Raw genomic sequence first — 26261 nt, forward strand, 5'->3', positions numbered from 1 at the left:
CTAGATTAAAAATGCAATATTATAGTTTACATAATAACGCTCCTAAAGTACCTTTTTCTGAAGCTGTTATAAAAGGATTAGCGCCAGACAAAGGTTTATATTTTCCTGAAAGTATAACTCCTTTACCTTCATCTTTTTTTGATAATATTGAACATTTAGACACCATAGAAATTGGTTTTCAAACTATTAAACAATTCGTTGGTGATGAGATTCCTGATTCAGAATTAAAGGATATTCTTAGGGATGTGTTAAGTTTTGATTTTCCTGTAATTGATATCAAAGAAAATATCGGTACGTTAGAGCTTTTTCACGGACCTACAATGGCTTTTAAAGATGTAGGTGCAAGATTTATGGCACGTTGTTTAGAATATTTTAATAGAACTAATGATAATAAAGTTACTGTATTAGTCGCTACATCTGGTGATACTGGAGGTGCGGTAGCACAAGGTTTTCTTGGGGTTAAAGGTGTCGATGTGGTGATTTTATATCCTTCTGGTAAAGTTAGTGATATACAAGAGAGACAATTAACAACTCTTGGACAAAATATAACAGCGTTAGAAGTAGATGGAGTATTTGATGATTGTCAGGATATGGTAAAAAAAGCATTTCTGGACAAAAGTATTACAGATCATAGGCAATTGACCTCTGCTAATTCTATCAACATCGCCAGATGGTTGCCACAATTATTTTATTTCGTTTTTGCTTATAAACAATTGAAAAGTAAAGGAAAAGATATTGTATTTTCTGTTCCAAGTGGTAATTTTGGAAATATTTGCGCCGGAATTGTAGCACATAAACTAGGCCTTCCTGTCAAACACTTCGTTGCTGCTACCAATGTAAATGATACGGTTGTTAGATATATGAATACGGAAAATTATGATCCAAAACCTTCTAAAGCAACTATATCTAATGCCATGGATGTAGGTAATCCAAGTAATTTCATTAGAATTCAACAGTTATTCAACAATAATTTCGAATCTTTAAAAAGTAGTTTTTCTGCTTATAGTTTTAATGACCAAAGCACAAAACAAGCTATGAAAGAAGTTTATCAAGAGACAAAGTATATAGCAGATCCTCACGGAGCAGTCGGTTATCTTGGGTTAAAAGAATATAATTTAAAGGAAAATGAATATGGAGTATTTTTAGAAACTGCTCATCCAGTTAAGTTTTTGGATATTGTCGAAGAAACTTTAGATACTAAAATATCAATCCCTCCGCAGATTCAAAAAGTAATGGATAAGAAAAAAGTAAGTATCAAAACCAATGATTATAACAAACTAAAAGAGTTTCTTCTTAGTTAAGAAGAAACTCTTTTAGAATATTTTATTTATCCTAAAATTTATTTAGAAAGTGATTTCATTACTTTAGAGACTATATAAGAAGTAGATGCTAGGTACCTAAAATTAACTGTTGTATACTTATCTTCGGACTGGTGCACATACGGGGAATTATCTCCATTCATTAACTCTGCAGTTATTGTTATCGTATCATACCCTAAAGTAGAAAATACTCTAGTCTCTGGAGTTGACACTCTCCTTTTAAAAACTGGTACACCAGATTCTAATCGATATGCTGATTCTAAACTTATATTGGATGCTAATAACTCTATAGCTCTATCTTCGTCATTATCCCATCCTACATAATCTACACGATGCATAGAATTTACATTGTATTTATCATCCTGTAGTTTTTTTACAAACATTCTACATCCAATCATATTCGTTTCTTGTTGATCAAAAAATACAATCATAAAATTAATATTACGATTAGCTAACTTGGTTAGCTTTTCCGACACATATAAAGTTAAGGCAACTCCAGTAGCGTTATGAACTGCTCCAGGACTTCCTTCTGCTGTATCATAATGAGCTCCTAAGACAATATATTCATCGCTACCATTGGTAGCAGGAATCTCGGCATATATGTTAGATCCATTGTACTGATTCCCTTTTTTATCTTGAACGTTATAATTATTACGTTTTGCTTTAATCCCTAAATCTTTCAGGTAATTAAATAAATAATCAGCTGTGATTCTTCTTTCCGAATTACTTGCTCTACTAGACAATTTCTTTTTTCCTTTTATAGGAATATGTCCAGTTAGTTTACCAACAATATCCTTTTGGATATTAATAATCTCTGCTTCTTCTTGATCAGTCAATGATTGAGCTACTGAAATCTGAATGCAAAAAATCAATAATAGTAATGTTCTAAACTTATATAATTTCATTTTAAAATTTTTGTATTCTTATTTTTCCTTTCCTTCTAACAAATTTATAAAAAACAATATATAATTTTACAATTAGTATATATATTGTCTTAAAATAAACATTTCCTTATGATAAATCCAAAAACCATACCATTTTTTATCATTATTACTTTGTTATTCATTGGTGGTTGTAAAAAAGAAGAATCATCTATTAACTATCTATCTGCTCCTGATAATTGGAGAAAAGAAACTATAGAGTTTCCATTATCGTTTGCACCATCAATTAATTATAAAGGTACGGAATATGTTCGATTTGCTCCTGGTTGGGGTAAAGAAGGTGCTGAGGATTATTTTTCTTATGCCTTTCTTTGGTATCTAGATGAAAAACCAACATTATCCAATATAGTTTTAGAGTCACAACTAGAAGATTATTTTATCGGATTAATGCAAGGAATGGTTAAATCAGAAGCTGATGCTACCAAGAAAGTTAAAGAAACTAAGGCTTTCTTCGAAAAAATTGATAATACATCTTATGCTGGTAAAGTAATGACCTATGACGCTTTTACAACTAAAAAAGAGGTCGCTCTAAATATTATTGCTACCTATATTGAATGTAATTCTATTGATAAACACTTAGTAATCTTTAGAATATCTCCTAAAGAAATTGATCACTCAATATGGAACAGGTTAAATGAAATACAAGTTTCTATAGATTGCAAAAAATAATAAAGTAAACCTTGCTTATATTTTATTAAATAATTGCCTATCTTAATAAGGCCTAATCTACTAGTACTAAAACCAAAATACTATGCGAAAAATATCATTTGTATTAGTTATCCTCTTTATTATCGGATGTACTTCTAACAAAAAGGAAGAAAAATCTAATATTAAACCAGAAAGCACTACTGCTATAGATACTGCTATGGTCGATCACACCTCTGACCAAATTATATCTAATGAAGAAAAAATAGAAGTAAAAGATTCTGTTATTGTAACTAATAAAGTAAAAGAATCAGAAACTGATATAAAGGTATCTAAGGGTAGAGAAATTGCAAAAGAAGCCAAGGCAGGAGATAAAAAAGAAAAAAAAGAGATTACGAAAGGTAATATTGAAAGGGTTAGACCACATCATACCATTTGGAATAGTTTAACCAAAAAACATGTCTCCTCTTCTGGAAAAGTAAATTATAATGGTTTTAAATCAAATATTAAATCCATTGAAATCTACTTGTCACATTTAGAAGTAACTCCTCCAAAAAAGGATTGGACCAAAAATGAAAAATTAGCATATTGGTTTAATTTGTATAATGCTGCTACAATTCATCTGATAGCCAGTAATTATCCCGTAAAAAGTATTAAGGATATAAATAATGGTAAACCTTGGGATAAGAAATTCATAAAATCTGGAAATAAAACATACTCTCTAAATCAAATAGAAAACTCTATTGTACGCCCTAATTTTAATGAACCTAGATTACATGTAGCATTTAACTGTGCTGCTATTTCTTGTCCTAAGTTGATGAAAGGGGCATTTCTTCCTTCTAAATTAAATTCGCAATTAAATATGCTTTCTAAAAGCTGGATTACCGATTCTTCAAAAAATAAAATTTCAGAAAACTCCATTGAAATTAGTAAAATATTTGAATGGTACAAAGTGGATTTCAAAAAAGGTATAATCCCGTTTATTAATAACTTTTCTACAACAAAGATAACTCCTAATGCAGAAATAAAATACTTAGATTATAACTGGGATCTTAATGATTAAATAAATTGAGAATTCTACTGTATATCTATTTTTTAAAAATTAGCTCATCTAAATCCCTAGAAAGTACTATTATATCTTCTCTCCAGCAGTTTTTACTTTTTACCTGCTATATTTCCTGAACGATCATAACTAGTATATCTATATTAATCATAAAACGTAAGTTAATTGAAAGCTACTGAAATCAAGTGATCTAACATCTTATTTTCTTTACCTAATTGCATGCCAAAATAAATTAATTCTGTAGCAAAATATCTACCTACACAAAAATCTTATTCTTAAAATTTATACCTGTAACTGCAGATGCCGTAACAACTCCTGCAAATAAAGCACCACCAACACCAGCTGTAACAATATCCTGCCCTGTTAAATATAATCCTTTGATAGGTGTTCTGGGTTGTAAAAACTTCTGACGAAAACGATCAGGTGTATGATCAATTCCATAGATTTCTCCATTTTTATAATTCACAAAATGTTGTGTACTTAAAGGTGTAGAAAGTTCGTAATGATCTACCTGTCCTTCTAAATGTGGAAGTTGTTTAAAAAGTTCCTTCATTAAACGCTGAGATATCTGTTCTTTCCAAGTTTCATAATCCTCTCCTCGCTTCATCCATCTGGTATCTTTCCATTGCGAAACAGTTTCATATGGTACCAAAGTTATAATATCAATGGTGCTACGCCCTGGATATCTATTAGACCAATCGGGATCTTTAGCAGAAGGAAATGAAACATAAACTACTGGAAAAGGAGCTGTTTCATCTTTTAGGTAACGATCTACGCACGTATCGTGATCTCCATCATTTGGATATATCCAAAAATTAGTCTTTGGTAATTCTAATTCTTTGGGAGAACTCTTAAAACCCATATATAAACAAGCGTGAGATACCGAAGGTGTAACTTTCTGTAATTGTTCTAATAGTCCTAACTTGGTACTAATAGAGGTAGGAATTAATTTTTCGAAAGTATTAAAAACTCCAGTACCGCTAATAATTGTATCCGCATAAAACTCCTTACCATCTATCATTCTTACTCCTTTTGCCCTATTATTCTCAATAATCACTTCATCTACCTCAGCATTAATCAGAATAGTTCCTAAAGAAGATTCTATTACAGGATCTATTGTTTCCACTATTTTAGAGGAACCTCCAACCGGAAAATTACCTCCTCCAAAATAATGTCTAGCAACAGAAGCATGCATTGCAAAGCTACTTTGTTTTGGAGGCAATCCATAATCACCATATTGAGCAGACAGTACTTTAATTAATTCTTCATTTTTAGTAAGCTTACTTAATACTTGATATGTGGTTTGATCTGCATATTTCAAGTATGGTCTTTTTAGGAAACCTCCAATCAAAAAGCGTAAAAAGCCAGGCAGTGCTTTTTCTTTGTAAAAAGCTCCCATTGCCTTATTTGATTTAAAAACTAAATCAATATAAGTATCAATTGCATTTTCTTCATCTGGGAAATAACTTAGTATTTTATTTCTAAAATTCTCAACACCTTTTACAAAATCATACGATCTATCGCCAATAATAATACGATCATATACTTCTCCCATATCGGCCCATGCTAATTTACCATCAGAAACATAATCAAACAACTTTCTAATAGGGCTATTCTCTTGCTGTACTCCTCCAATATAATGAATACCTACATCCCACTCATATCCTTTGCGTTTAAATATATGTGTAAAACCACCAGCCGTATAATGACGTTCTAAAATAAGAACCTTTTTACCCTCTTTAGCCAAAATAGCTCCTACTGTTAAACTTCCCATACCAGATCCTATAATAATAGCATCATACTTATCTTCTAATTTAGGACGTTGTTTATAGGACTGAATCATATATTGGTTTTTGGTTGAATATCAAATCTAAGAAGAATCTTAATACGATACTTGATAAACTTCAAAATGATTATTTCTCAAAAACACAATTCGCTAATAATCAGCATATAAATTAAAAAACCACTGTTTATTACTGTTATTAAGCTATATGTTATTTGCATCTTAAATAAATATTAAAAAAAGTTAAAAATTCCCCTAAAAATACATCGTATTATTTACGATTTCTTAAAAAGTAACACCCTCATTTTTAGGTACTGTTGTTTACTTTTATTTCAACTTTTAACCTTAAATATATTACAATGAAATCACTTTTTAAATCATTATTGGGCGTATTATTTCTAACATTAACAATCGTTTCTTGTAGCGACGATACAGATCTTAATGAATCAGCGGAATCTGTAGACAGAACAGCTATCTTTGATCTTGTTGGTACAGAAGAACAACGTATTGCTACACCTGAAGAATTAAGTAAAATCCCTACAACTATCGAAAAAGCTAATTGCACATTAAGTGGAGATGAAGGGTGTTCTGATAATGCTTCTTCAGAATTCGAAAGATATGTACGTGAGTGCACTACGTATACGAGAAACTGGCCTCCATCTAATGTAGTAAATACGTACTTTAGAAGTATGGTATATTACGTTGATGGTGACAGCGATATTAACCTTGATCATTATCAAGACGATTTACAAGCTCAAGTGTCACAAATTGTTGGTTCTGGAGGAGCTGCTTTTGTAGATGCTGATATCATCTATTTTGAGTGTAATGACAGACAAAACAATTCTTGTGTTATACAGTATTCTGTATATAGATAAAACAATTGATTATACAATTAAACCAGGTTCTTATGGGATCTGGTTTATTATTTGTACTAACGATCAATCGATTATAATTACCTAATTAAAATACCAAACCACGGCTTTTAAGAATCAATTTTAGTTTTCCCTAAAAATAAACCAACATATAGCTAAATACATCTTATAAGTATATGTACTTTTGCACCCATCTCACTAAACCAGATAATGGTGGATCATAAATGATTACAAACTCAACTCTAAATTAAAAATGGCTATTCTTATTTTTATGCTTGTATTATGGTATACAGGTTTATTTTTTCAAAGTTTCTTTTTACATAGATACGCAGCACACCAAACATTTACCATGTCTAATTTTACAGAAAAAATGTGTTTTTTTCTAACTTGGGTATGTCAGGGATCTAATTATCTAAGTGCATATGGTTATGGTGTCATGCATCGTATGCATCACGCATTTGTGGATACCGAAAAAGATCCACATTCTCCAAAGTATGATAGTAATATGTTTAGTATGATGTGGCGAACTAAAAATATATATCAGGATATCAATAATGAGCGAATTTCTTTAGATGCAAAATTCACCAAAAACACTCCTCAATGGAAATCATTTGATACGTTTGCTAGTTCTAATTTTTCTAGAATTGCTTGGGGATTGGGATATACTGTGTTCTTTTATTTTTTTGCTACCACTTGGTGGCACTGGTTATTTCTTCCAATAGCATTCTTTATGGCACCTATACACGGAGTTATTATTAATTGGTTTGGTCATATTGTTGGGTATACTAATTTTAAAGTGGATAATACCTCTAAAAACTTACTCCCAATTGATTTCTTAATGATGGGAGAGGGTTATCATAATAACCATCATAAATATAGTGGTAGAGCTAACTTTGGTGGTGTACGATGGCATGAAATAGATCCTACTTATTATATAATGCTGTTATTAAATAGGTTAGGCATTATTAAATTAAAGAAGAGTGCAGTAACGACGAAACAATAATTGACAATAAAGTTAGTAGCTTTAAAACACACTTAAATAAAACAAAAATATCGAGCTTGTAACGCTCGATATTTTTGTTTTATTAGTACTAAGTGTCTTCATATAAAAACTATAGATTACTAAATTCTATAAAATCATACTCTGGTGAATACTCGAATAAATGCCTTAATACAGAGGCATGTCCGTTTCCTACGATGAGTAATATTCTATCTTCTTTTGTTTGCTCTATCTGTTGTATTTTTCTAAATATTCTTAAGTTCCTATTATACCACCATATGGATAAAAAATCGGCTCCTCGATTGTTATCAAGTTTAAAATCGCCCACAAGATAAGAGCCATAATTATGTCTATGTCCTTCTACTGTATTCATATATTTGAAAAAATCAAGGATTTTTACTTTAGAAGGAAACTTAGTGGACTCATTGAAGGATTTCTGCGTCATTTTCGTAAAAGGATCATCAGATTGAAAATCATACCCTTCCGTCAATTCTTTCATCATTTTAGGGTATTTCTTTTCTAATTCTGAGCTAAACGTAGTAGCATCCACAGAATAAATCTTGGCTAACTTAAAATCATTTGCAATTCGCATTCCTAGTTGGTAACTCTCGTTTCTTACATCCCTATGTTTCCCTGCTTTATACTCTTCGTATTTTTTATCCATCCCCCAATCTGGTTTTGCCTCTATGGCAACTTTTGTAGGTTTAAACCTTTTGATATAAGCCACTAACTCTTCTACCTCTGACTTTTTAGGTTCTTTTAGCACATCGATTTTATCATCATCATTGGTTTTGGTATAATCCAGACCTGGGTATGAAAAATGGAATGTACCTACAACTAGCACTTTCGTTTTCTGTTTTGGATAATAACTTTCATATGGTTTAAGAATTCCTTCATTCTCCTTGGAGATTTCCTGAGCTTCTATTTTAGTAGTAAATAAAGTGATGCTAATGCTGATAAGTAATAATAGACTGTATTTCATTATATATGATTTATTAAATTCAATACAATGTTACGGCCTTAACGCTGGTGCAATAGGAATTTTACACAAACACCTTTTATTATTTTATAAACCTTACATATTATAAAACATAGGTTTTTGTATAACAAAAACTATAGTTCATCCTATAAAAAGAATTGTTCATACTAATTGAATAAAAGGAATCGTATTTAAAACTACTTTTGGAGTATGAATACTAAAAAAGAGTTTCTATACAACCTATTAATTGTATTGGCAATAATTATCCTAGATGTACTTGGAGATTATATCATTTTTGATAAAGATGTTTTTTCTTCGAGCTTTACTTTATTTTTATTTAAAACCACATTTACTATATCACTATTAACAGTGTATATTATAAATTATATATATAGTGTTCCTAAATTTCTATTTAAGAAAAAACACCTTCAATACTTCTTAGTATTCATAGCAATGATTTTATTATTTGCAGGGTTGCGTTTCTTTTTAGAAGAAATCATCTTATATAATATCACAGGTAGGCATAATTATTTTTTTGATGTTCCACTATCAGAACTCATTAGCAACTACGCTTGGGATTCTTTTTATTATACTTTAAGAGTCTGTTTGGTTAGTGCTGTTGTGTGTTTATTTTTTAGATACAATGAAAACAAAGAAGAAATACATCAATTACAAATCGAGCAAGAAAAAGCAAAACTCTCTGTACTTAAATCACAGATAAGTCCTCATTTCTTATTTAATACCTTAAATAACTTTTATGAAGAACTATATGAAGACAAACCTAAAACGGCCAGTGATATTTTAAAACTATCTAAATTATTGAGATATGTTACCTATGAAACAAACGAAGATTTCACTTCTATAAATAAAGAAATAACCTTTATTGAAGATTATTTATATTTCTTTAAACGCAGGTATGAGGATAATTTCCATGTGCAATTGCATATAGATGGTTTTGTACATAATCAAAAAATTCCATCTCTTATTCTAATACATTTCATAGAAAATGTATGTAAGCATGGAATCATCAATGACAAAAACCGCCCGGCTAATATTACATTAGTGATCAGCGATCATACGTTAGAGTTAAAAACGAAAAACTACATTAATATTTCTGATACATATACGGAACAAGGCATAGGTACTAAAAATATTAAACAAAGATTAGAGGTTATCTATAAGGATAGTTTTATTTTAGAACATCAAAAAACTGAAAACCAGTTTGAGGCATACCTGCAACTTGAACTCTAAACGTATAACAACTTATTAATGAAAGACCAATTTACTTGTGTAATTATTGACGATGAACCAGCAGCGATTAGGTTGTTAAAGAAATATTGTGGTAAGGTATCTTTTTTAGAGGTAAAAGATACGTTTACAAATCCATTAGAGGGATTAAAATATTTAGAAGGAGAATCTGTAGATCTAGTTTTTCTGGATATACAAATGCCAGAAATTACTGGAATTCAATTATCAAAAATTATCAATAAAAGAACCAAAATTATTTTCTCTACTGCTTATCCCCAATTCGCTTTGGATAGTTATGAAGTTGCCGCTTTAGATTATTTACTTAAGCCTATTGAGTTTGAACGCTTTTATACCGCGGTCTCCAAGATAAAAGCTACAAATAATTCGGATACTATAGTTAATCAAACTAATAATGATGAATTTTTCTTTTTTAAAACCGACGGAAAGAATAAGTATGCCAAGGTATTTTTACAAGATATTATATATATAGAAAGTTTAAAAAACTACATTGCTATCCATCTACAAGACCAACAAATCATTACTTATAACACATTAAAACATTTTAAGGAAACACTACCATCATCTAATTTTATACAAATCCATAAATCATACATCATTTCTATCAAGCATATTGATAAAATAAATAATGATACGATTTGGATCCAGAATATAGAACTCCCTATTGGAAATACGTACAGAAAATCATTTTTTGAGACTATTGACAATCATCAACTCTAACGGATAAAATCGTATTAATTTTATCCTTCTGTATAAAGACTGTAGCGTTCTATTTCTTGTGTGTTTATCCAGCAACAAGATGTTCTACCAATCTTAATTTTTGACCATCAAATGTAAATACCCAGAGGGAACTATATTCACTTTCCGAGTAATAATCGCTTCCATATTTAAATGGCTCTTTCATTATTTCTGAATGTTCCAGATCACCTCTACTAAGCGTAACTTTGTTACCATCTATAAGTAATTCTGTTTTACATATTAAAAATCCATTATCTGTCGATACACTGTATATAGCAGCATCTCTATACCAGTTAACATCTTTTAAGTTTATTTTAGAAAAAATAGCATTCAACTCATCTATAGCTCCTTCTTTGTTCGCTCCATCCGATAAACCATCATCTAAAAACATATTAATAGTAATAGTATCTTTTTGTCTTAGTACTCTTTTTAACTCACTTAATTCTGCAAACAGTCTTTGTCGTTTTTTCTTAATTCGGTTTTCTGCTGCCTTAAAAAGAGCTATGTTGGTATTTTCTATATCATTTAAAGTAATTTCGGCAGGATTATTATAATCTGGTTGGTACCACAAATATTCCTGAAAATGTTCTAACAAACGTTCATCTTTAAAAATATATTGATGTCTAGCAAAAATCTCATTTCGTAATAGTTGTAATTGATACAAACTATTTTTGGATATGTCTTTTGATGCATACGCAATTGTAGCACAATCAGAGCAGTCTTCTAGTTGTGCTTTTATAGTCATAGAGCATAAAACTAGAACTAAGAGTATGTAATTTTTCATAAAAAAGTGATTGGTTTTAGTTGGTATTACAAATATACTATTTGTAGTCAAATCACTCTATATCTGAAATTTATGTTTAATCAATGGATGGAAAAACAATTACATTTTAGCCTTTCTTTTAGTTAATTCTGCGATAATAGGTAAAAATTTATTACCCGTTATTTCAGAAATCTCCATATACTGATCAGCAGCCTTCTCATATTCTTCTTTCCCTTCTAAAACTAATGCATACAACATTTTAGCCTGTATATCGGTAGGATCAAAAACAAAACAAGCGTCTATATCCTTTTCTGCATTTTCATAATCTCTAAGCCCTAGATAATTTTCGGCTCTACTCCTATACAATGATAATTCTTGATTATCTTCAATTAAATAAGAAAGAGAATCCGTTATTTTTTGATTTGCCTTTGCAAACCTCTTGTTCTCACCTTCTTTTTTTATTCCGTCTAAAAAATTAAAATACTCATCACAATCATAAATTAAATCTTTTTGTACAGTTAGTACAAGTTCTTCTCCAAGACGTCTTCCTAAAATCTCCGGATCAGTTCCTGTAGTATCTTGTAATGCTATCGAGATTAATTGTTCTTGATGATTTAATATACTTTTAGCAACACAATTGGCAAAAAAGCTTTGATCAATATTTGTCTTATCCTCTTCTGAAAAGCAATTGCACATACTTTCGGCTACTTCTTTTTTAAAAGTGGGATCATCAATACTAAGACTCCTATCGATCTTTTTTTGTTGTGTTAAAATTTCATGATATTCTTCTTCGGTAATACGTTGTACACTAGTCTGTATAACCATATCAGAAAATGGAGATGTACTCTTTTGAAGATATGAGTTTTCTGTAGTTTCTAACATTGCGACATCAATAGAAAATTGTGTATCTAAATCAATATCATAAGGATTATCAACTATTTTATCTAATCTTAACTTATAACCACACGCTGACCATTCTACAGAAAGTTCGAGTTTCATTTTAGAAATAGAATTATACTCTTTTTGTTTATTTCCGAATCTATGGAGTAAAGAAACTCCCGTTATGGAATCTTCAATTTTAAAATAACCTTCTCTAAACTGATCGCATTCTTTTTTTTGTCCTAAAGCGACTATAGAAATCATTAGGAAAATTAATAACACTTTTATATTCATTCTGTGATCTAAATTCTATTGGCTGGTAATATACTATAATTACTTTATAAAAACCTATTCCAGTTTTGTACTAAAAAAGAACATTCGGACCCAGATACCCGAGGTTTAAACCTAGTTTTACTGCATTGGGAAACTCTTTATAGCTGTTAGCTTTTTCCGTAATTTCTAACACAATATTCTTTTCTTTATCAAAACATTTTATTGATAAAACATCTTGATCCAACTTCATAAATATCTTTTCATATATGCGCAAATTATAAGAGTTTTCTTTAATCAAAATCTCTCCTGATTTCATCACTCCATTATCAAAGATAGCGGTATGAAGTACCTTATCATTAAGATCATACCTGATGACTTTACCATCTAGTTTATAATCCTTTATTGCATATGTATATTCTTTATTTTTTCTATTAGCACTGTACACCACTACATTTTGATTATTTTCAGAAATGTAATTGGTAACTATTACTTGTCTTTCGGTTGTTTTTTCTTTTTTAACAATTGCTCCTTTTTCGTACCATACTTCTTCTCCTCCAAATATTTCTTTACCTTGATACGGGCTACCATTTTTATATATCAGTGTGCTAACTACCTTACCCTCATCATTATAATAAACGGTTTCTCCTTCTAATCTATCATTTTTGTATTTTTTTACAAACAATTTATTTCCCTTATAATCATAGTTAATGAATGATCCTTCTTTTTTATCATTTATATAATACCCTTCTTCTATTAATTTATTGGAATAATTCATTCGTTTATACACTCCATTCTTTTTAGCATTTTTATAGGTCAAATAAGAATTATTAACATGGTTGTAGGCAACTCCTTCGTATGGTTTTTTATCTTTAAATAACAGCTCTGCAATCACTTCTCCACTTTCTTTATAAAAAACTGCTTTTGTATTTATATCTATATCTTCTATTAATACATATTCATATTCTTTACTAGCATTAGACATGTAGCGTTTCTTATATTTTTTACTTTTTACTAATGTACCATTATCCATCTCCTTATATTCCTCTACCACATCTGTATTACTAAAATACTTATACAAGATTCCTTGCTTTAATTGATGATCATAAGTAGCTATCTCATTACCTGATGGATCATAGAAGATTTCCTTTGCTTTGCTTCCTTTTTTATAAAGTAATACAGAACGTTTTCTTTGCGTATCGTGATAAAACGTTACTTCCTTTAACGTTTTATAACCATCATAAAAATATTCTATGATTCCAACCTTACTAGTATCTTTATCAAAGTATCGATAAGTCTTCTCAGAAGTTTTATTCCCGTCCGAATATTTAGATACATAATTAATTCTTCCTTTATAATCAATTCTATATCTAGTACCATCTTCTTCACTCATATATTCATCAGAGTTAGACGTCACATGCCCCAATTCTAATCCATTTTTATCATAAAAAGTAGCTTTACTATTCTGAAAAATACTGAACGGAACATTTGTCTCTGGATAATAATTAGTCTCTTTTACTAAAACTCCTTGGTCATATATAACAGATCTACCTTTTTCTATTAATGTCCCTTGATATGGTTTATACCCTTTATAAGTAAGCCTACTGGATTGTTTTCCTTGCTCATCGTAATTAATCTCTTCCTTTTTATTTTTATTCTCGAAATAAATCTTCGCCTTTATCTTCTGATTTTTATGAAAACGTTCCATATAGACCACATCACCTACTTCATTGAACTCTTCTATATATTCTATAAGATGCATTTCTTCTGGAATGTAATTCGAATAAAACTGCATACGTTTTCCATTTATAAAACTCCAGCTTTTATTAGGGTTTTCAATTCCTACACTATTTAATAGATTTCCTTGTTTATCAAAATATTCTATTTTTTGTTTCGGTTCTTCTATAAAACGATTCCTTAGTACACCATTAGGATAATACGTAGCCATTACCCTACCATTTTTGTATTTATAATCTCTAACTTCTTTTACTCTAAATGGATTTCTATAATACGTAACAAATATTCCCTCATAACTTCCAGTTGTCTTATCTCTTGTAGAAGTTCCTATATACTTGCCTTCATTGTCGTAGAATTTAGTTTCATAGGCATCTACATAGGTTCCCGTATTTTTTTTAAAATATTCGTACCTAACGCCATTTATATCGGTATCATAGATAACTTCTTTCATAATACTATCACGCTGTACGATATAGGTTTGCGAAGTTCCATTATTAAAATTTGCTTCTCCAGAAACAAAACGTCCATTCTTGTATTGAGCAATAAGCTTTTTATCTTTGTAATAAGTAATGAAATCACCTTCTAAACGGTTATTTTCATAAGTAAAAGATTGTATTACTTTTCCGTTTATATCGTACCAAGTTACCACACCTTCCCAAAAATCCTTAGCAGCATTAGAGGATGTACCTTCCATTTGCAAAGAGCCATTTATATAATAATCCTGTACTAGATATAATTCTCCTTTCTTAGAAACAGGTGGACGATAAAAAGCTGCATCATCTTTAATTGATAGCCTCCAATTTTTATCATACCAAATTGTATCATTCTGTCCAAAAGCCTTAAAACCTATAGTACATAAGATTACATAAATAATACTAACCAATACAATATTCTTCTTACCAATACTCATACTCTAATTGCTTATTTTTCTTTCGATTTATTGACGTAAAAGTAAACATCACAGATACAATAACTACCCCTGAAAACAAGGATATTGTAAACCCTGAAAAAAGAAATCACTATATCTTTAATAGCAAAAGCTCCTCTAATTGGGGGAAGAGGAGCTTTTTGGTAGGTTGATTATCATAGTTTAAATTGATAAGCAAAAAAAGTGTAGTTGAGTTTGTGTAGTTACTTTTCTAATAATCCATTAAATCCTATACCTAATATATCTCCTCAGGGTCTGTAAATTTCTTTGGGTTAAAATTCTCAGACCCTTGATGGAAATAAAATGGTTGGTCAATTGAAATAAAATGGGTAATTAATATTGTTAAGAAGCTGCAGGAACTATCTGTTGTTGTTTTTCTAATTCTTTCTTAGATAAGTCACGAGTAAGCCATCCACCTCTTCCGGCAGTTGCTATAGCATATGGTGTAATCCAGAACAAAGTAAATGCATAGAATAAACTATATGGATACGCCCATAAAGATTCTGATAGACTATGTTTTTTAGCATAAAAGAACGCTTGAATACTCGAAAATATTAGGATACTTACTAGTGTAGAACTAAAAAATAAAACTGGATACGTAGCTATAAAAAATACCATTAATAAAGTCGCAGGATACGCCATTACCATTTTTAACCATTGGTTTAATAATAAAACTCTGGTACCAGCTTTCGATCCTTCTCTAAAATTACTAAAGGCAAATTTACTCATAGCAATATTCTCTCTAATATTACTACGCTCCCATCGGATAAACATCTTATATAAATTCTTATAACGTTCTGGAGTATTCGTATACACATATGCTTTTCTCTGAAACAATACATTATATCCTTGTTTTAGAATCATATTAGTCATTGCTCGATCTTCTCCTATTTTAGAGACTTGTCCCATAAAAGTCTGAGTAATCCATTCTGCTCTACAGTTCATAACTGCTTCTCTGCGATACGCAGATAAAGCTCCTGGAGTACATAATACAGATCCAATAGCACTCTGTGCAGAACGTATAAACTCAAAACTAAATGCAAAGCTTACATTAAGCATTCTTGGGATTAACGCTTTGTCGCTATTTAATACTTTTACATTACCAGCTACTGCCCCGCAAGATTCATTAGTAACAAAAGGCGAAGCCATTACACGAAGCGTATCCTCTTTTACAATAGAATCACTATCAACTGTAATAAAAACATCTCCCATTCCTAAATTGAATCCTCTGTACAATGCATGTCTTTTTCCTCTGTTCTCTGGTTGCTGGTATATAGAAACTCTGTTTCCTAATTCATTTTTTGCTTTTTTCATCCAATCCCAAGTATCATCTTGGCTACCATCATCAATAGAAATAATCTGTAATTTTTCGATAGGATAATCACTTTTAGCTAAACTATGAAGTGTTTTATATACCAATTCTCCTTCATTATACGCAGGAACAATTACAGTACATAATGGTAATTCTTTATCAGATACAGTATCAGTTGTTTGATAGCGTAGATACAGATATAATATATAACCAAGAAAACTTACTTTAATCAATAACAAAGAAATACCAGCTATCATTAAACTTATTCCCCAAACAGTATTCATTCTTTCTAAACGAATTTGTTCAAAATAAGGGTGTAAAAAATAGAATAACGATGTAGCACCAAATAATAATAAAAAAGTGATTAGCAATACAAACGAAGAAGATCCGTTTAAGACCATATTCTTCATTCGATTACCGAATGAGTTTCCCACTATCGGTGTTTCTGTCATTTCTATTGTTCTTGATATCTCCATAATGTTTTTTTTGTTACCACTCTGGAAAACCAAAATTGATACCATTCACAAACACTACTGAATCACAGTGGTTTAAGAATAATACCAAAAAACAAAAGTGTGTATATCTTACACAGTTGTGTATTTTTACCACATTATTTTCTACAATTTTATCTCAGATTTCACTTCCTTATATTCATTATAGGATGCCTTATAAGATTTAGTTATTTTTGTTAGAGTATTCTCTAATCTCATTTGTTTTGTAAATGAACAGAAATATCAAAAAATACCTGCGTTTATTATGGCAATCCGTTCTCTTTTGGTCCTTAGCCATGGGATTCTTTTCTATATTTAGATATTATGGTATTGATGAGGAAGAGGGTATCTATATGATTCCAGAATATCGAGGGTATACAGGTACAATACGTGCATTAATGGGTTTTTCTAGTATTGGAATGCTAATCGGAATTGTATATGCTACCATCGATCTGATATTTGATAAATATACTTCTAATAAAATATCATTGGTATATAACCTAATCGTTAGGACCTTATTTTACTTTATTACTACCGTTATCATATTTACGATTATTATGGATATTTTTTCAGACATCTATAATCTTAATTTAGACACCGATAGAGGTTGGTGGAAAGAAAACAAATCATTTTGGGCTACTATACTTTATATAGTGATGGTGTCTTTTGTTTTTTCATTTATAAAGATTGCAACTGAAAAATTTGGTAGAGGTGTTTTCATAAAGATGCTTCTAGGTAAATATAAGAACCCACAAGAAGAGAAGCGCATTTTTATGTTTCTGGATCTTAAAGATTCTACCACTATCGCAGAAAAATTAGGGCATTTTAAATACAGTCAGTTTATACAAGATTGTTTTTATGATCTAAACACTGTTGTTCCTAAACATGAAGCAGAAATATACCAATATGTAGGGGATGAAGCAGTATTGAGCTGGCCCTATAAAAAAGGATTAGCAAATAATAATTGTGTATCCCTATTTTTTGCATTTCAACAAAAAAAACAAAGTAAAGCTGACTACTATGAAGAAAAGTACGGTGTAATTCCAGAATTTAAAGCTGGATTACACGGCGGTAAACTCATGGTTACAGAAGTAGGAGTAATCAAAAAAGAAATAGCCTATCATGGGGATGTAATTAATACATCAGCTCGGATACAGGCAGAATGTAATAATCATAAAGTGAAGCTTCTTATTTCTGAAGAGTTATTACAAGATCTAAGCATTAATTCTAGCTTATCTACTACATTCTTAGGGAGTGTTTTATTAAAAGGAAAACAAAAAGAAGTCAATATCCACACGATTAGCAAAAACCTACAACCTAATTAAGCACCTAAAAAAGAGTGTTTTAAAACCAATTTGAAATCTTTTTTCTTCTAATAACCGAAAAAAAGGTAGGGTGAATTCGTACATATGTGTTTTAGGTATAGAAAACAAAAATCACGTAAACTATACCTGTTATGAATCATACATTAAAACAATACTCGCAGCTTCTGAAGCAGTCTGTACTTTTTTGGACAATAGCTATGGTACTATATTCAATATTCAGATATTATGGAATTGATTCAGAAGAAGGTCTTGCAGTGATCAAAAACTATGAAGGTACACTGGGAACACTTTATTATTTTGTAAAACTCATTAATATTGGTAGTATGATTGGGCTTTTATATGCAACTGTGGATTTCATTTTTGATGCCTATACAAATAATAGAATATCACTTACTAAGGATATCATTTTAAGAACATTATTACATTTTATAGTAACGCTTACTGTATTTATGGTGATTACAGATATTTTCGCAACACTTACAGGTACACACGCTGGTCAACATACCGGTTGGTGTTCTTTTAATAAATCGTTTTGGGCGGTTATTCTGTATATTGTTTTATCCTCTTTTGTCTTCTCTTTTATCAAAATAGCCAACGAAAAATTCGGAAAAGGAGTTTTTATAAAAATGCTTTTAGGAAAATATAAAAACCCACAAGAAGAGAAACGTATATTTATGTTTCTTGATCTAAAGGACTCTACCACAATAGCAGAAAAATTAGGGCATTTTAAATACAGCCAATTGATACAAGATTGTTTTTATGACCTAAATAAAGTAGTTCCTAAACACAACGCCGAAATCTATCAATATGTGGGAGATGAAGTAGTGCTAAGTTGGCCCTATAAAAGAGGGTTAGCAGATAACAACTGTGTTAATTTATTTTTTGCCTTCCAACAACGAAAACAGGCGAAATCAGAATATTATCTCAAAAAATATGGCGTTGTACCAGAGTTTAAAGCAGGATTACACGGTGGTAAACTCATGGTAACCGAAGTAGGAATTGTAAAAAAAGAAATAGCCTATCACGGAGATGTTATCAATACATCTGCAAGGATACAAGGCCAATGTAATGCTTATAAAGTACCATTATTAATCTCTGATAAACTGATTCAAGATCTTAAGATCAATGCCAATTTAACTTGTCAATTTTTAGGAAGTGTATTATTAAAAGGCAAGCAAGAAGAAGTAAACATTCATACCATAGCGAGGGTATAAATAGCGAGGGTTTTGGGGAAAATCCGAGCAAGCCGAAGCTTACCGTGTGTTGTAAGCTTCGGCTTTTTTTGTTTTTTATTGGACCACCCTTCGAACATCCGAGGGCTGTACTTCGGTAAACTCAGCAGCCGCGAAGCCGAAAACCCGTAGTAATCACCCTTCGACTACGCTCAGGGTTCGAGAATAAAAAACATCCCATTAAACGTATAATCGTTTAATGGGATGCTTACCAACAAATAGTTAATATTCAATTATCGAATACTAGCTACTGTATCTAAAGCTTTGTCAATCTGTTGTTCTCCATTGAGTATTTCGAAAACTTCTCTTCTAGCAATAGTATCTTCTAAACTCTGTACTAATACCTTGGCAACATCTCCTCTTGGTATAGAACCTTTTTTATTATCTAAACTTGTTGCTAATCGTATTTTTCCCGTTGGTACTTCATCATTCAGTGTACCAGGTCTAACAATCGTAAAATCTAAACCGCTATTGGCCAGATATTCATCAGCATCATTTTTAGCCTGTAGATAATCTTGTAATTTATCAGACTGCTGTGGAGCGTCTGCTCCTATAGAACTTAACATAACGAGTTTATGAACTTTATGTTTTTTAGAAGCGTCAACAATTTTCATCGCTCCTTTACGATCTACAGTTTCTAATGCTTTTCCTTTTGATCCTGCTGCAAAAATTACTTTATCTATACCTTTAGTTACGTGAGTAACATCTTCGGCTAAGTCGGCTAATACGGTTTGTATGCCTTGTTTTTCAAACTTTAGTTGCTGCTCTTTTTTTCGAACCATTGCAACTGGTTCAAAATTTTCTTGGTTATTTAATTCATTAATGACTTTATTTCCTGTGGTACCTGTGGCACCTACTACTAATATTTTTTCCATATCTTAATATAATATTCAAGAACGCCAAAAACAAGCAAACAGGCTGATTTAACTAGGGTTTAACGGATAGTTATAAAAAGTTCTTAATAGCAGCAAGTAATTAAAATTTATACTGATTCTGGAATAATCGAAACCCGCAGTAATCACCCTTCGACTACGCTCAGGGTTCGAGAATGTAAGCAGCCCAGCCGAGGGCTGAGCGAAGCCGAAGCCCGTAATAATCACCCTTCGAGAGCCTCAGGGTTCGAACATCAGAGGGCTGTACTTCGGCAGGCTCAGTAATCATGGAGTCGAAGTCCGACAGTAATCACCCTTCGACTCCGCTCAGGGTTCGAGAATGTAACCAGCCGAGGGCTGAGCGGAGTCGAAGTCCGACAAACTCAACAACCGCGGAGTCGAAGCCCGGTGACTTCGAGAGCCTCAGTCACCTAATACTATAATAAAAATTTAACATTTTTTGTTTTTTTAGGGGTACTTCAGAGGTGCCTCACTCCTATTTATGTACTACTCTCATTCTAGTTCTGATATAGGAAGTTCCTGTGTTAAACAGAAGTGATACTTCCTTCTGACACAAGAGTTACTTCTCTTTACACCTAGCCATGCTTCCGTTAGAAGTACCCTTACCTTTTACTAGAACTAACCCATGCAAAGCTTTGGCTTACTAGCACCTACTATGATAAATCCCCTAAGCGAAATACTCATCTCGATATGCCTACTTATATATGTACCCACTCCCTGGTAATGGTAGTAGGTTTTGAGTATTCTTAGATCATTTTTGTTAATGAGAAGTTAATTTATGAACGCCCATACTGTAATAAAGATTACCATAGTTTTAAGAACATATAAGTATAAGATCTTTAAGAAGTTTTCAGGATAACATAGGACAATACAGACCAAAATATCAAGAATATCAATGCTAACATTAATCTTCTTAAACGAATAATATCCTTATGTAGGCTGCAAACATTAGGATTATTCTTTAGAATCTTTAATGGTATTGTACTGCCAAGGTTTATCTCAGGATTATATGGAACTTTTTGAATCTCAGAATAGCTTTTTCCATCTATTTTATAGGAAAGTCCTACTTTCATTACCTGTCTTGTTCCTTTTAAAAATCTTGAAGTAACTGTTTGAAAAGCCTTATCGGCCTGACATAAAATTACAGTAGCATCAATAGTAAGTGATAAATATTTAAAACTGAAATATCTATACCCTTCGTAAAAAGTATACACAACTAATGCAATTTCTATGATACTAAGGTATATGATCATATCTATTTACTTTACTACTTTACAATTTGATTTATGAACATCACATTTTTTTATCTTCTTCAATGGTTCTGTTCCTGCCATAATATTATTCGCAATAAAAGTAGTTCCTTTATCTAAGCGTACTATGGTATATGTAGGCTGCGCTGCTTCAATTGCTTTAATAGATGTGACGGTTCGTTGTATATCATTTCCTTGTAGAACATCTCCTACTTTTAGTTGATAAACCCGGTTATAATCATAGTCTTTTATTGTTTTCGAAGGATTATAAGAAACCCAATCTCCATTGGCTCGTAATAGAGGATGGTCATTGGTACATGTTATCGTTGATTGGTCATCAAAAGTAATGGTAACTAGGTTGTTGTGTATTGGGCTAGCTACTTCTTCTACAATAGTAGTGATATAGGTTTTTGTTTGTTTATGATAAGATACTACCTGATCACCTACTTTTACCAACTCAATTGGTTTTTGTGTAGCATTAGCCATGGTGATCATAGTCCCAGCAGCAAAGCAATGTACATCGATCCCATCAAAATAGATTTCTGAAATCACGGTATCATCATATGATTCCCCTGGATACACTTCTAGAATTTCAAACTTGATAGTCCAATCCGGTAACTTGGAAAGTTCATCATAATTATCGCGATCATCGTTACCAATTGGATCAACCGTAAAATGATTAGTTGCTCTTTGATCTTTTAAGTCTAAAATAGCATACGGTTTATCATCTATATACATTTTTAGTTTTTTAACTCTACTATTTGCTTTCCAAGCTTTTTCGCTTTTTACATATCCGTTTACTATACTAATTTTAGTAATTCTAGGATTTTCCTGAGGAAAACTAAATTCTAAAAACTCACCAACTCCATATCCTTCAACTCCCTCTACCCAAGCATTTTTATAATCAAAATCATGAGAATTTTCGGGAATATATGATGTTTTCCCTTGTGTCTTTAAATAAGAAGAAGCAGAAACCTTAGCAATACTAGCACCACAATACCAACTGCACCCATCAGTACCTACTTGCCAATAATCGCTATGCACCTCACTTACCTTCTCTAAATCTTGTTGTTCCTGAGCAGTAAGGTCTTTATACTCGATACCATTTTGCATCTTTTCCCAGATAACTTCGCAAGCTTTCCAATTTCTATTAAACTCCTGCTCACCTTCTTTACTGAATTCTAAAAGTTCTACAGAAGGAACCAATGTTTTGATTTCTTGCGAGGTAGCTACCAATGCGTATAGCAGCAGTACATAAAAGGACAATATAGGCTTCATCTAATTCGCTTTTTTGGGGCAAGAAGTTGTTATGGATCATCTTGTTACCTAACAAAGATACTATTTATAATAAGGAGATTAAACAAGTGTTAAAATTTTAATACAGAATATGCCTAATCAAACAATGTCTTATTTTTAATCTTAGGCAACATATAATCCATAAGTGCCAGTATCATTAGTACTACAGTAAGAATCCTATAATCTCCAAATATTAAATGATATAACTTTAGTATAGCTCCAATATATAATAGTACTACCCATGCTAGTTTTAAATAATCCAATCGCTTTTTGATCGGTTTTTTAGTGAAATGTAAGACATAAACACAAACAATACCAACACATCCAACTATAATAATCATATTGTTAAAAGGCCAATGCATAATTTTAAAAACAGTACCTACTAAAATCAAAACAAACATCCCCATCACTATGCGTGAGTACACAGTTTTAATAAAAGTACCATTGTGTAGCAATAAAAACATCCCACCCATTTCAATTAACCATATACCTATAGTAAGTAGAAAATCACTATTAGCAACACTAGTGAAATTCAATAAAAACACACTGGTAAGACTCATGAGAATTCCTAGGATAATTAGTATGGTAAGGGTTTGGTTGTTTGACATATTACAAACTTATTTAATTTCTCTATCAAAAATGATATTAGTAGTTTCTTTTATATCGTATGGAATACCAATATACTCTAAAAACCAAATAACCTTATTTCTAGCTTCTTTTGATTCTGATATGAAGATATAGGTATCCATCGATTTTCTAGGATCTACATGGTTTAAATTAAATTTGAACTCCCCTATTTCTTCCATAGCTTTAAAAACTACTGTTACAATATCTCGTTCGTTTACAAATCTTCTTTTTAAAATCCCTTCTTTTATTTCTTCTATGGATTGCCATCCATCATAACCATCTTTATCATCCTCTTCTTTAAACTCATCAAAGTAGTCTCCATATACAAGATCACCACTGCCCAACATTTTATACTCCTTAGTAGCTTTTATAAAAACAACAGGTCCAGGTCCTATGCGTCCACCTCTATCATCATCTGCTTCATAATCTACATGTTTCCAAAACCCCAATATATATTTAGAACTTTCTTCTGTTTTATGTAGTGTATACTTTTCTCCTAATGTCTGTACAATGAGTTTTTGGAATTCAGTTTTGTGGTTTTTATCCATTTATTTCCTTTTTAATTCATTTAATGTTTTACCATTCTTGTCTTTCCAAGTAGTCCAACCGTTTGCTGGTCGGCCTAAGACAGATACGGCAGCTGCACTAGGTGAATTAAAAATTTCATCTTTTTGAAACACCAATAAACCATTCTCTTCTTTAAGTATTTCTTGATCAACTAATTTTTTACGTAATCGAATAATCCACTCTGTGCTTTGGCGGATTCTTTTAATACACAGATACCTCCCTGATATACCACAAAGCCATCATTTGTAAGTTCTCCTTGAGCTGATGCTTCTTTGACCTTGCAAAAAAACAATTCTTTTTTACCTTCCAACTTACGTTTCTCTTCAAATAAGGGGTATCCTAAAGTTGCCAATAGTACTTTTAAGGTATCAAAGTTGTCTAACAGATCATACTCACGGGTTTCTGGCAACGATGGTTTTTTAGAACCTGTATTATTATCTAATGCATATCGCCCAATAATCTCTGCTTGTTTAATACAGTAATGCTCTAAAAACTTAGCATCTGTTTTGGTATACTCGTTAGTTTTAGTAGCTACTATAATACAATGCGTCCAAAAATCTTTGCTACGGTTATGTTCCTGTATACGAGTATAGCAATCTTCACCTTCTCCAATATATACAATTGGTTTGGCCTCTTCTTCTGAAGCACCAAATAAAAAGTATACACCAGTGAAATGTACCAATTCTCTTTCTCCCACTTCCTTTAATTTATTACGAGGAAAAAGAATAGCTTTTACTAAACGATTGGTAATCTCAGCTTCCTTAATACTGCTAGGAGAACCATCTGGTAAAAATATTTGTATGGTTTGTGGTCTATTCATTAGCTTATTATCTGTGCTTCATCATATCATATAGTGGATATAATTTTTTAAACCCTTCAAGTACTGTTATTGGCAGATTTCTATTTGAAAGCCTACTATCATTTCTATTTATATCACAACCAATAACGAAGTATTCTTCAATTTTTTCTTTTTGTATTTCTTTTAACAAAGTGCTTACAGTTTTTATGTCTCTATTGTAAACACGATTATTGATATTAATCCAATAATTATCGTCAAGATTTTTAAATGCCTCAAAAAACTCTTCTTGAGCAGAAGTATTTTTCATCCTTTTACGAAAACATTCTCTATCAATTTTGCTTCCGTTATTGCGCCCCAATACTAGCCAAATCCCTAAACTATCTTCATGGATAATTACTTGCATTCGTATGTTATTTATAAATGAATTGGGTTTATTTATTGACGTATCTGTATTCTTGTAAGATTCTAATTGGGGTAATGACTTCCCATAATGCAGCCACATAGCGCTTACATAATTGCCGCTAAACTTATTAAAAAAGTGCCTACTAACAATTTCTCGTGCATTATGATGACAGTGTAAATCTGTTAATCCATAATCTGAAAATTGAGGATAAATAACATTGTGTAATTCTTTAAATTTCATGCTTACCTCTTTTCTAATCATTTGGAGGTTTTCACTATTTATTCGGTGGTATTTCTCGTTAAAGATTTCATGATGATTTTGAGAAAAAAATTGACCTTTGTTTTTAGTTAAAGTCGTTTTGATTGATACTGCTTCTCTTTCTATTTCTTTTACTTTGATCGAAGCTTTAACAAATTTAGACTTATAGTCTTCAACAAATTTTTGTGTTATTAAAAAACCATCAGCATATAGACCGTTAAACCAATGGAGTAATCTTTTACACTCTACTTGATCATTTATTTGAAAATTCATTTCCACATTCTTTTCCAAACCCCAATTTGTGGTATTAGAAGAACCGATAAAAGCGGTAAAAGAATTATCTTTTTTTTGTATTAAATATACCTTTGGATGAAATGTATATTTTGTTTCATAAACTCTTGCATTTATTTCTAAATTTTCACGGATTGAATCAAACACCTTAGGGTCCGTTGATAAATCAATACCAACTAAATAAAATTGAGTACTTGAGTAAGGGATGTTTTTTTGAAGAAACCTCCAACCTGAATTACTTATCATTGCTGAAGCAACCCAAGTAGTCTTAGCGTCAATTAATTCTTTTTGTAATGCTGATTTTATGTTTGATTCTATAATCATCAGTAGTGGT

24 protein-coding genes are annotated in these 26261 nt (G+C 31.3%); 9 read left to right on the top strand and 15 right to left on the bottom strand.

Annotated elements, in window-relative coordinates; genetic code table 11:
* Positions 1 to 11: 11 nt before the first annotated feature.
* Positions 12 to 1301: a threonine synthase gene (gene thrC / locus D1815_RS06195; RefSeq protein ID WP_118386335.1), complete on the top strand. Its 1290-nt coding sequence runs from the start codon at positions 12 to 14 to the stop codon at positions 1299 to 1301.
* A 38-nt stretch (positions 1302 to 1339) separates the two neighbouring features.
* Here the strand turns inward: thrC and D1815_RS06200 are convergent, their stop codons facing one another.
* Positions 1340 to 2224: a M28 family metallopeptidase gene (locus D1815_RS06200; protein WP_027391292.1), complete on the bottom strand. Its 885-nt coding sequence runs from the start codon at positions 2222 to 2224 to the stop codon at positions 1340 to 1342.
* Positions 2225 to 2332: 108 nt separating this feature from the next.
* On the opposite strand from D1815_RS06200, the gene D1815_RS06205 reads away from it, so the two are divergent.
* Together D1815_RS06205 and D1815_RS06210 are read left to right on the top strand one after the other, a co-directional pair.
* A complete protein-coding gene (locus D1815_RS06205; protein WP_118386336.1) occupies positions 2333 to 2929 on the top strand; it encodes a hypothetical protein in 597 nt (198 codons plus the stop codon).
* Positions 2930 to 3011: 82 nt separating this feature from the next.
* A complete protein-coding gene (locus D1815_RS06210; protein WP_233557538.1) occupies positions 3012 to 3968 on the top strand; it encodes a DUF547 domain-containing protein in 957 nt (318 codons plus the stop codon).
* 256 nt (positions 3969 to 4224) lie between these two features.
* On the opposite strand, the gene D1815_RS06215 is transcribed toward D1815_RS06210, so the two are convergent.
* Positions 4225 to 5811, bottom strand: a complete 1587-nt coding sequence (locus D1815_RS06215; RefSeq protein WP_118386337.1) for an NAD(P)/FAD-dependent oxidoreductase — start codon at positions 5809 to 5811, stop codon at positions 4225 to 4227.
* Between the two features lie 299 nt (positions 5812 to 6110).
* Between D1815_RS06215 and D1815_RS06220 the strand changes: the two genes are divergently transcribed.
* Together D1815_RS06220 and D1815_RS06225 are read left to right on the top strand one after the other, a co-directional pair.
* Positions 6111 to 6626: a hypothetical protein gene (locus D1815_RS06220; RefSeq protein ID WP_027391286.1), complete on the top strand. Its 516-nt coding sequence runs from the start codon at positions 6111 to 6113 to the stop codon at positions 6624 to 6626.
* A 250-nt stretch (positions 6627 to 6876) separates the two neighbouring features.
* Positions 6877 to 7626 (top strand): acyl-CoA desaturase, encoded by a 750-nt coding sequence (locus D1815_RS06225; protein ID WP_118386338.1) that lies wholly within the window; start codon positions 6877 to 6879, stop codon positions 7624 to 7626.
* A gap of 109 nt (positions 7627 to 7735) precedes the next feature.
* On the opposite strand, the gene D1815_RS06230 is transcribed toward D1815_RS06225, so the two are convergent.
* Positions 7736 to 8605, bottom strand: coding sequence for a DUF5694 domain-containing protein (locus D1815_RS06230; protein ID WP_199726789.1), 870 nt, complete (start codon positions 8603 to 8605; stop codon positions 7736 to 7738).
* A gap of 207 nt (positions 8606 to 8812) precedes the next feature.
* Here D1815_RS06230 and D1815_RS06235 point away from each other — a divergent pair, with 207 nt between their 5' ends.
* Both D1815_RS06235 and D1815_RS06240 read left to right on the top strand, forming a co-directional pair.
* Complete coding sequence (locus tag D1815_RS06235) at positions 8813 to 9853, top strand: sensor histidine kinase (protein ID WP_118386339.1); 1041 nt, start codon at positions 8813 to 8815, stop codon at positions 9851 to 9853.
* Positions 9854 to 9871: 18 nt separating this feature from the next.
* A complete protein-coding gene (locus D1815_RS06240; protein ID WP_118386340.1) occupies positions 9872 to 10588 on the top strand; it encodes a LytTR family DNA-binding domain-containing protein in 717 nt (238 codons plus the stop codon).
* 64 nt (positions 10589 to 10652) lie between these two features.
* On the opposite strand, the gene D1815_RS06245 is transcribed toward D1815_RS06240, so the two are convergent.
* From D1815_RS06245 to D1815_RS06260, 4 genes are all read right to left on the bottom strand, one after another.
* The gene (locus D1815_RS06245) at positions 10653 to 11390 is read right to left on the bottom strand and encodes a YARHG domain-containing protein (protein WP_118386341.1); all 738 of its coding nucleotides are present in this window, start codon (positions 11388 to 11390) and stop codon (positions 10653 to 10655) included.
* A gap of 99 nt (positions 11391 to 11489) precedes the next feature.
* On the bottom strand, positions 11490 to 12512 hold the full coding sequence (locus D1815_RS06250) for a hypothetical protein (RefSeq protein WP_118386342.1): 1023 nt from the start codon (positions 12510 to 12512) through the stop codon (positions 11490 to 11492).
* Positions 12513 to 12612: 100 nt separating this feature from the next.
* Positions 12613 to 15165, bottom strand: coding sequence for a toxin-antitoxin system YwqK family antitoxin (locus D1815_RS06255; protein WP_118386343.1), 2553 nt, complete (start codon positions 15163 to 15165; stop codon positions 12613 to 12615).
* A gap of 360 nt (positions 15166 to 15525) precedes the next feature.
* Positions 15526 to 16971, bottom strand: a complete 1446-nt coding sequence (locus D1815_RS06260) for a glycosyltransferase family 2 protein (protein ID WP_118386344.1) — start codon at positions 16969 to 16971, stop codon at positions 15526 to 15528.
* 245 nt (positions 16972 to 17216) lie between these two features.
* Here D1815_RS06260 and D1815_RS06265 point away from each other — a divergent pair, with 245 nt between their 5' ends.
* On the top strand, positions 17217 to 18311 hold the full coding sequence (locus D1815_RS06265) for an adenylate/guanylate cyclase domain-containing protein (protein ID WP_027391278.1): 1095 nt from the start codon (positions 17217 to 17219) through the stop codon (positions 18309 to 18311).
* A 131-nt stretch (positions 18312 to 18442) separates the two neighbouring features.
* Entirely contained in the window at positions 18443 to 19525 is a 1083-nt protein-coding gene (locus tag D1815_RS06270; RefSeq protein ID WP_118386345.1) for an adenylate/guanylate cyclase domain-containing protein, read from the top strand.
* Positions 19526 to 19776: 251 nt separating this feature from the next.
* Here D1815_RS06270 and D1815_RS06275 read toward each other — a convergent pair whose 3' ends face one another.
* The 8 genes from D1815_RS06275 to D1815_RS06305 form a co-directional block, all read right to left on the bottom strand.
* Positions 19777 to 20418: an SDR family oxidoreductase gene (locus D1815_RS06275; protein ID WP_118386346.1), complete on the bottom strand. Its 642-nt coding sequence runs from the start codon at positions 20416 to 20418 to the stop codon at positions 19777 to 19779.
* Positions 20419 to 21275: 857 nt separating this feature from the next.
* The gene (locus tag D1815_RS06280; RefSeq protein WP_118386347.1) at positions 21276 to 21689 is read right to left on the bottom strand and encodes a hypothetical protein; all 414 of its coding nucleotides are present in this window, start codon (positions 21687 to 21689) and stop codon (positions 21276 to 21278) included.
* Positions 21690 to 21695: 6 nt separating this feature from the next.
* Positions 21696 to 22964: a hypothetical protein gene (locus D1815_RS06285; protein ID WP_118386348.1), complete on the bottom strand. Its 1269-nt coding sequence runs from the start codon at positions 22962 to 22964 to the stop codon at positions 21696 to 21698.
* A gap of 113 nt (positions 22965 to 23077) precedes the next feature.
* The gene (locus D1815_RS06290; protein ID WP_118386349.1) at positions 23078 to 23590 is read right to left on the bottom strand and encodes a hypothetical protein; all 513 of its coding nucleotides are present in this window, start codon (positions 23588 to 23590) and stop codon (positions 23078 to 23080) included.
* A 9-nt stretch (positions 23591 to 23599) separates the two neighbouring features.
* The gene (locus D1815_RS06295; protein ID WP_118386350.1) at positions 23600 to 24157 is read right to left on the bottom strand and encodes a hypothetical protein; all 558 of its coding nucleotides are present in this window, start codon (positions 24155 to 24157) and stop codon (positions 23600 to 23602) included.
* Positions 24158 to 24289: a DUF4357 domain-containing protein gene (locus D1815_RS23895; RefSeq protein ID WP_233557516.1), complete on the bottom strand. Its 132-nt coding sequence runs from the start codon at positions 24287 to 24289 to the stop codon at positions 24158 to 24160.
* Between the two features lie 38 nt (positions 24290 to 24327).
* Positions 24328 to 24996, bottom strand: coding sequence for a GIY-YIG nuclease family protein (locus tag D1815_RS06300; protein WP_199726721.1), 669 nt, complete (start codon positions 24994 to 24996; stop codon positions 24328 to 24330).
* A gap of 7 nt (positions 24997 to 25003) precedes the next feature.
* On the bottom strand, positions 25004 to 26251 hold the full coding sequence (locus tag D1815_RS06305; RefSeq protein WP_118386351.1) for a phospholipase D-like domain-containing protein: 1248 nt from the start codon (positions 26249 to 26251) through the stop codon (positions 25004 to 25006).
* Positions 26252 to 26261: the final 10 nt, after the last annotated feature.

This window comes from Aquimarina sp. AD1, from assembly GCF_003443695.1.
GTDB classification, from domain to species: Bacteria; Bacteroidota; Bacteroidia; order Flavobacteriales; family Flavobacteriaceae; genus Aquimarina; species Aquimarina latercula.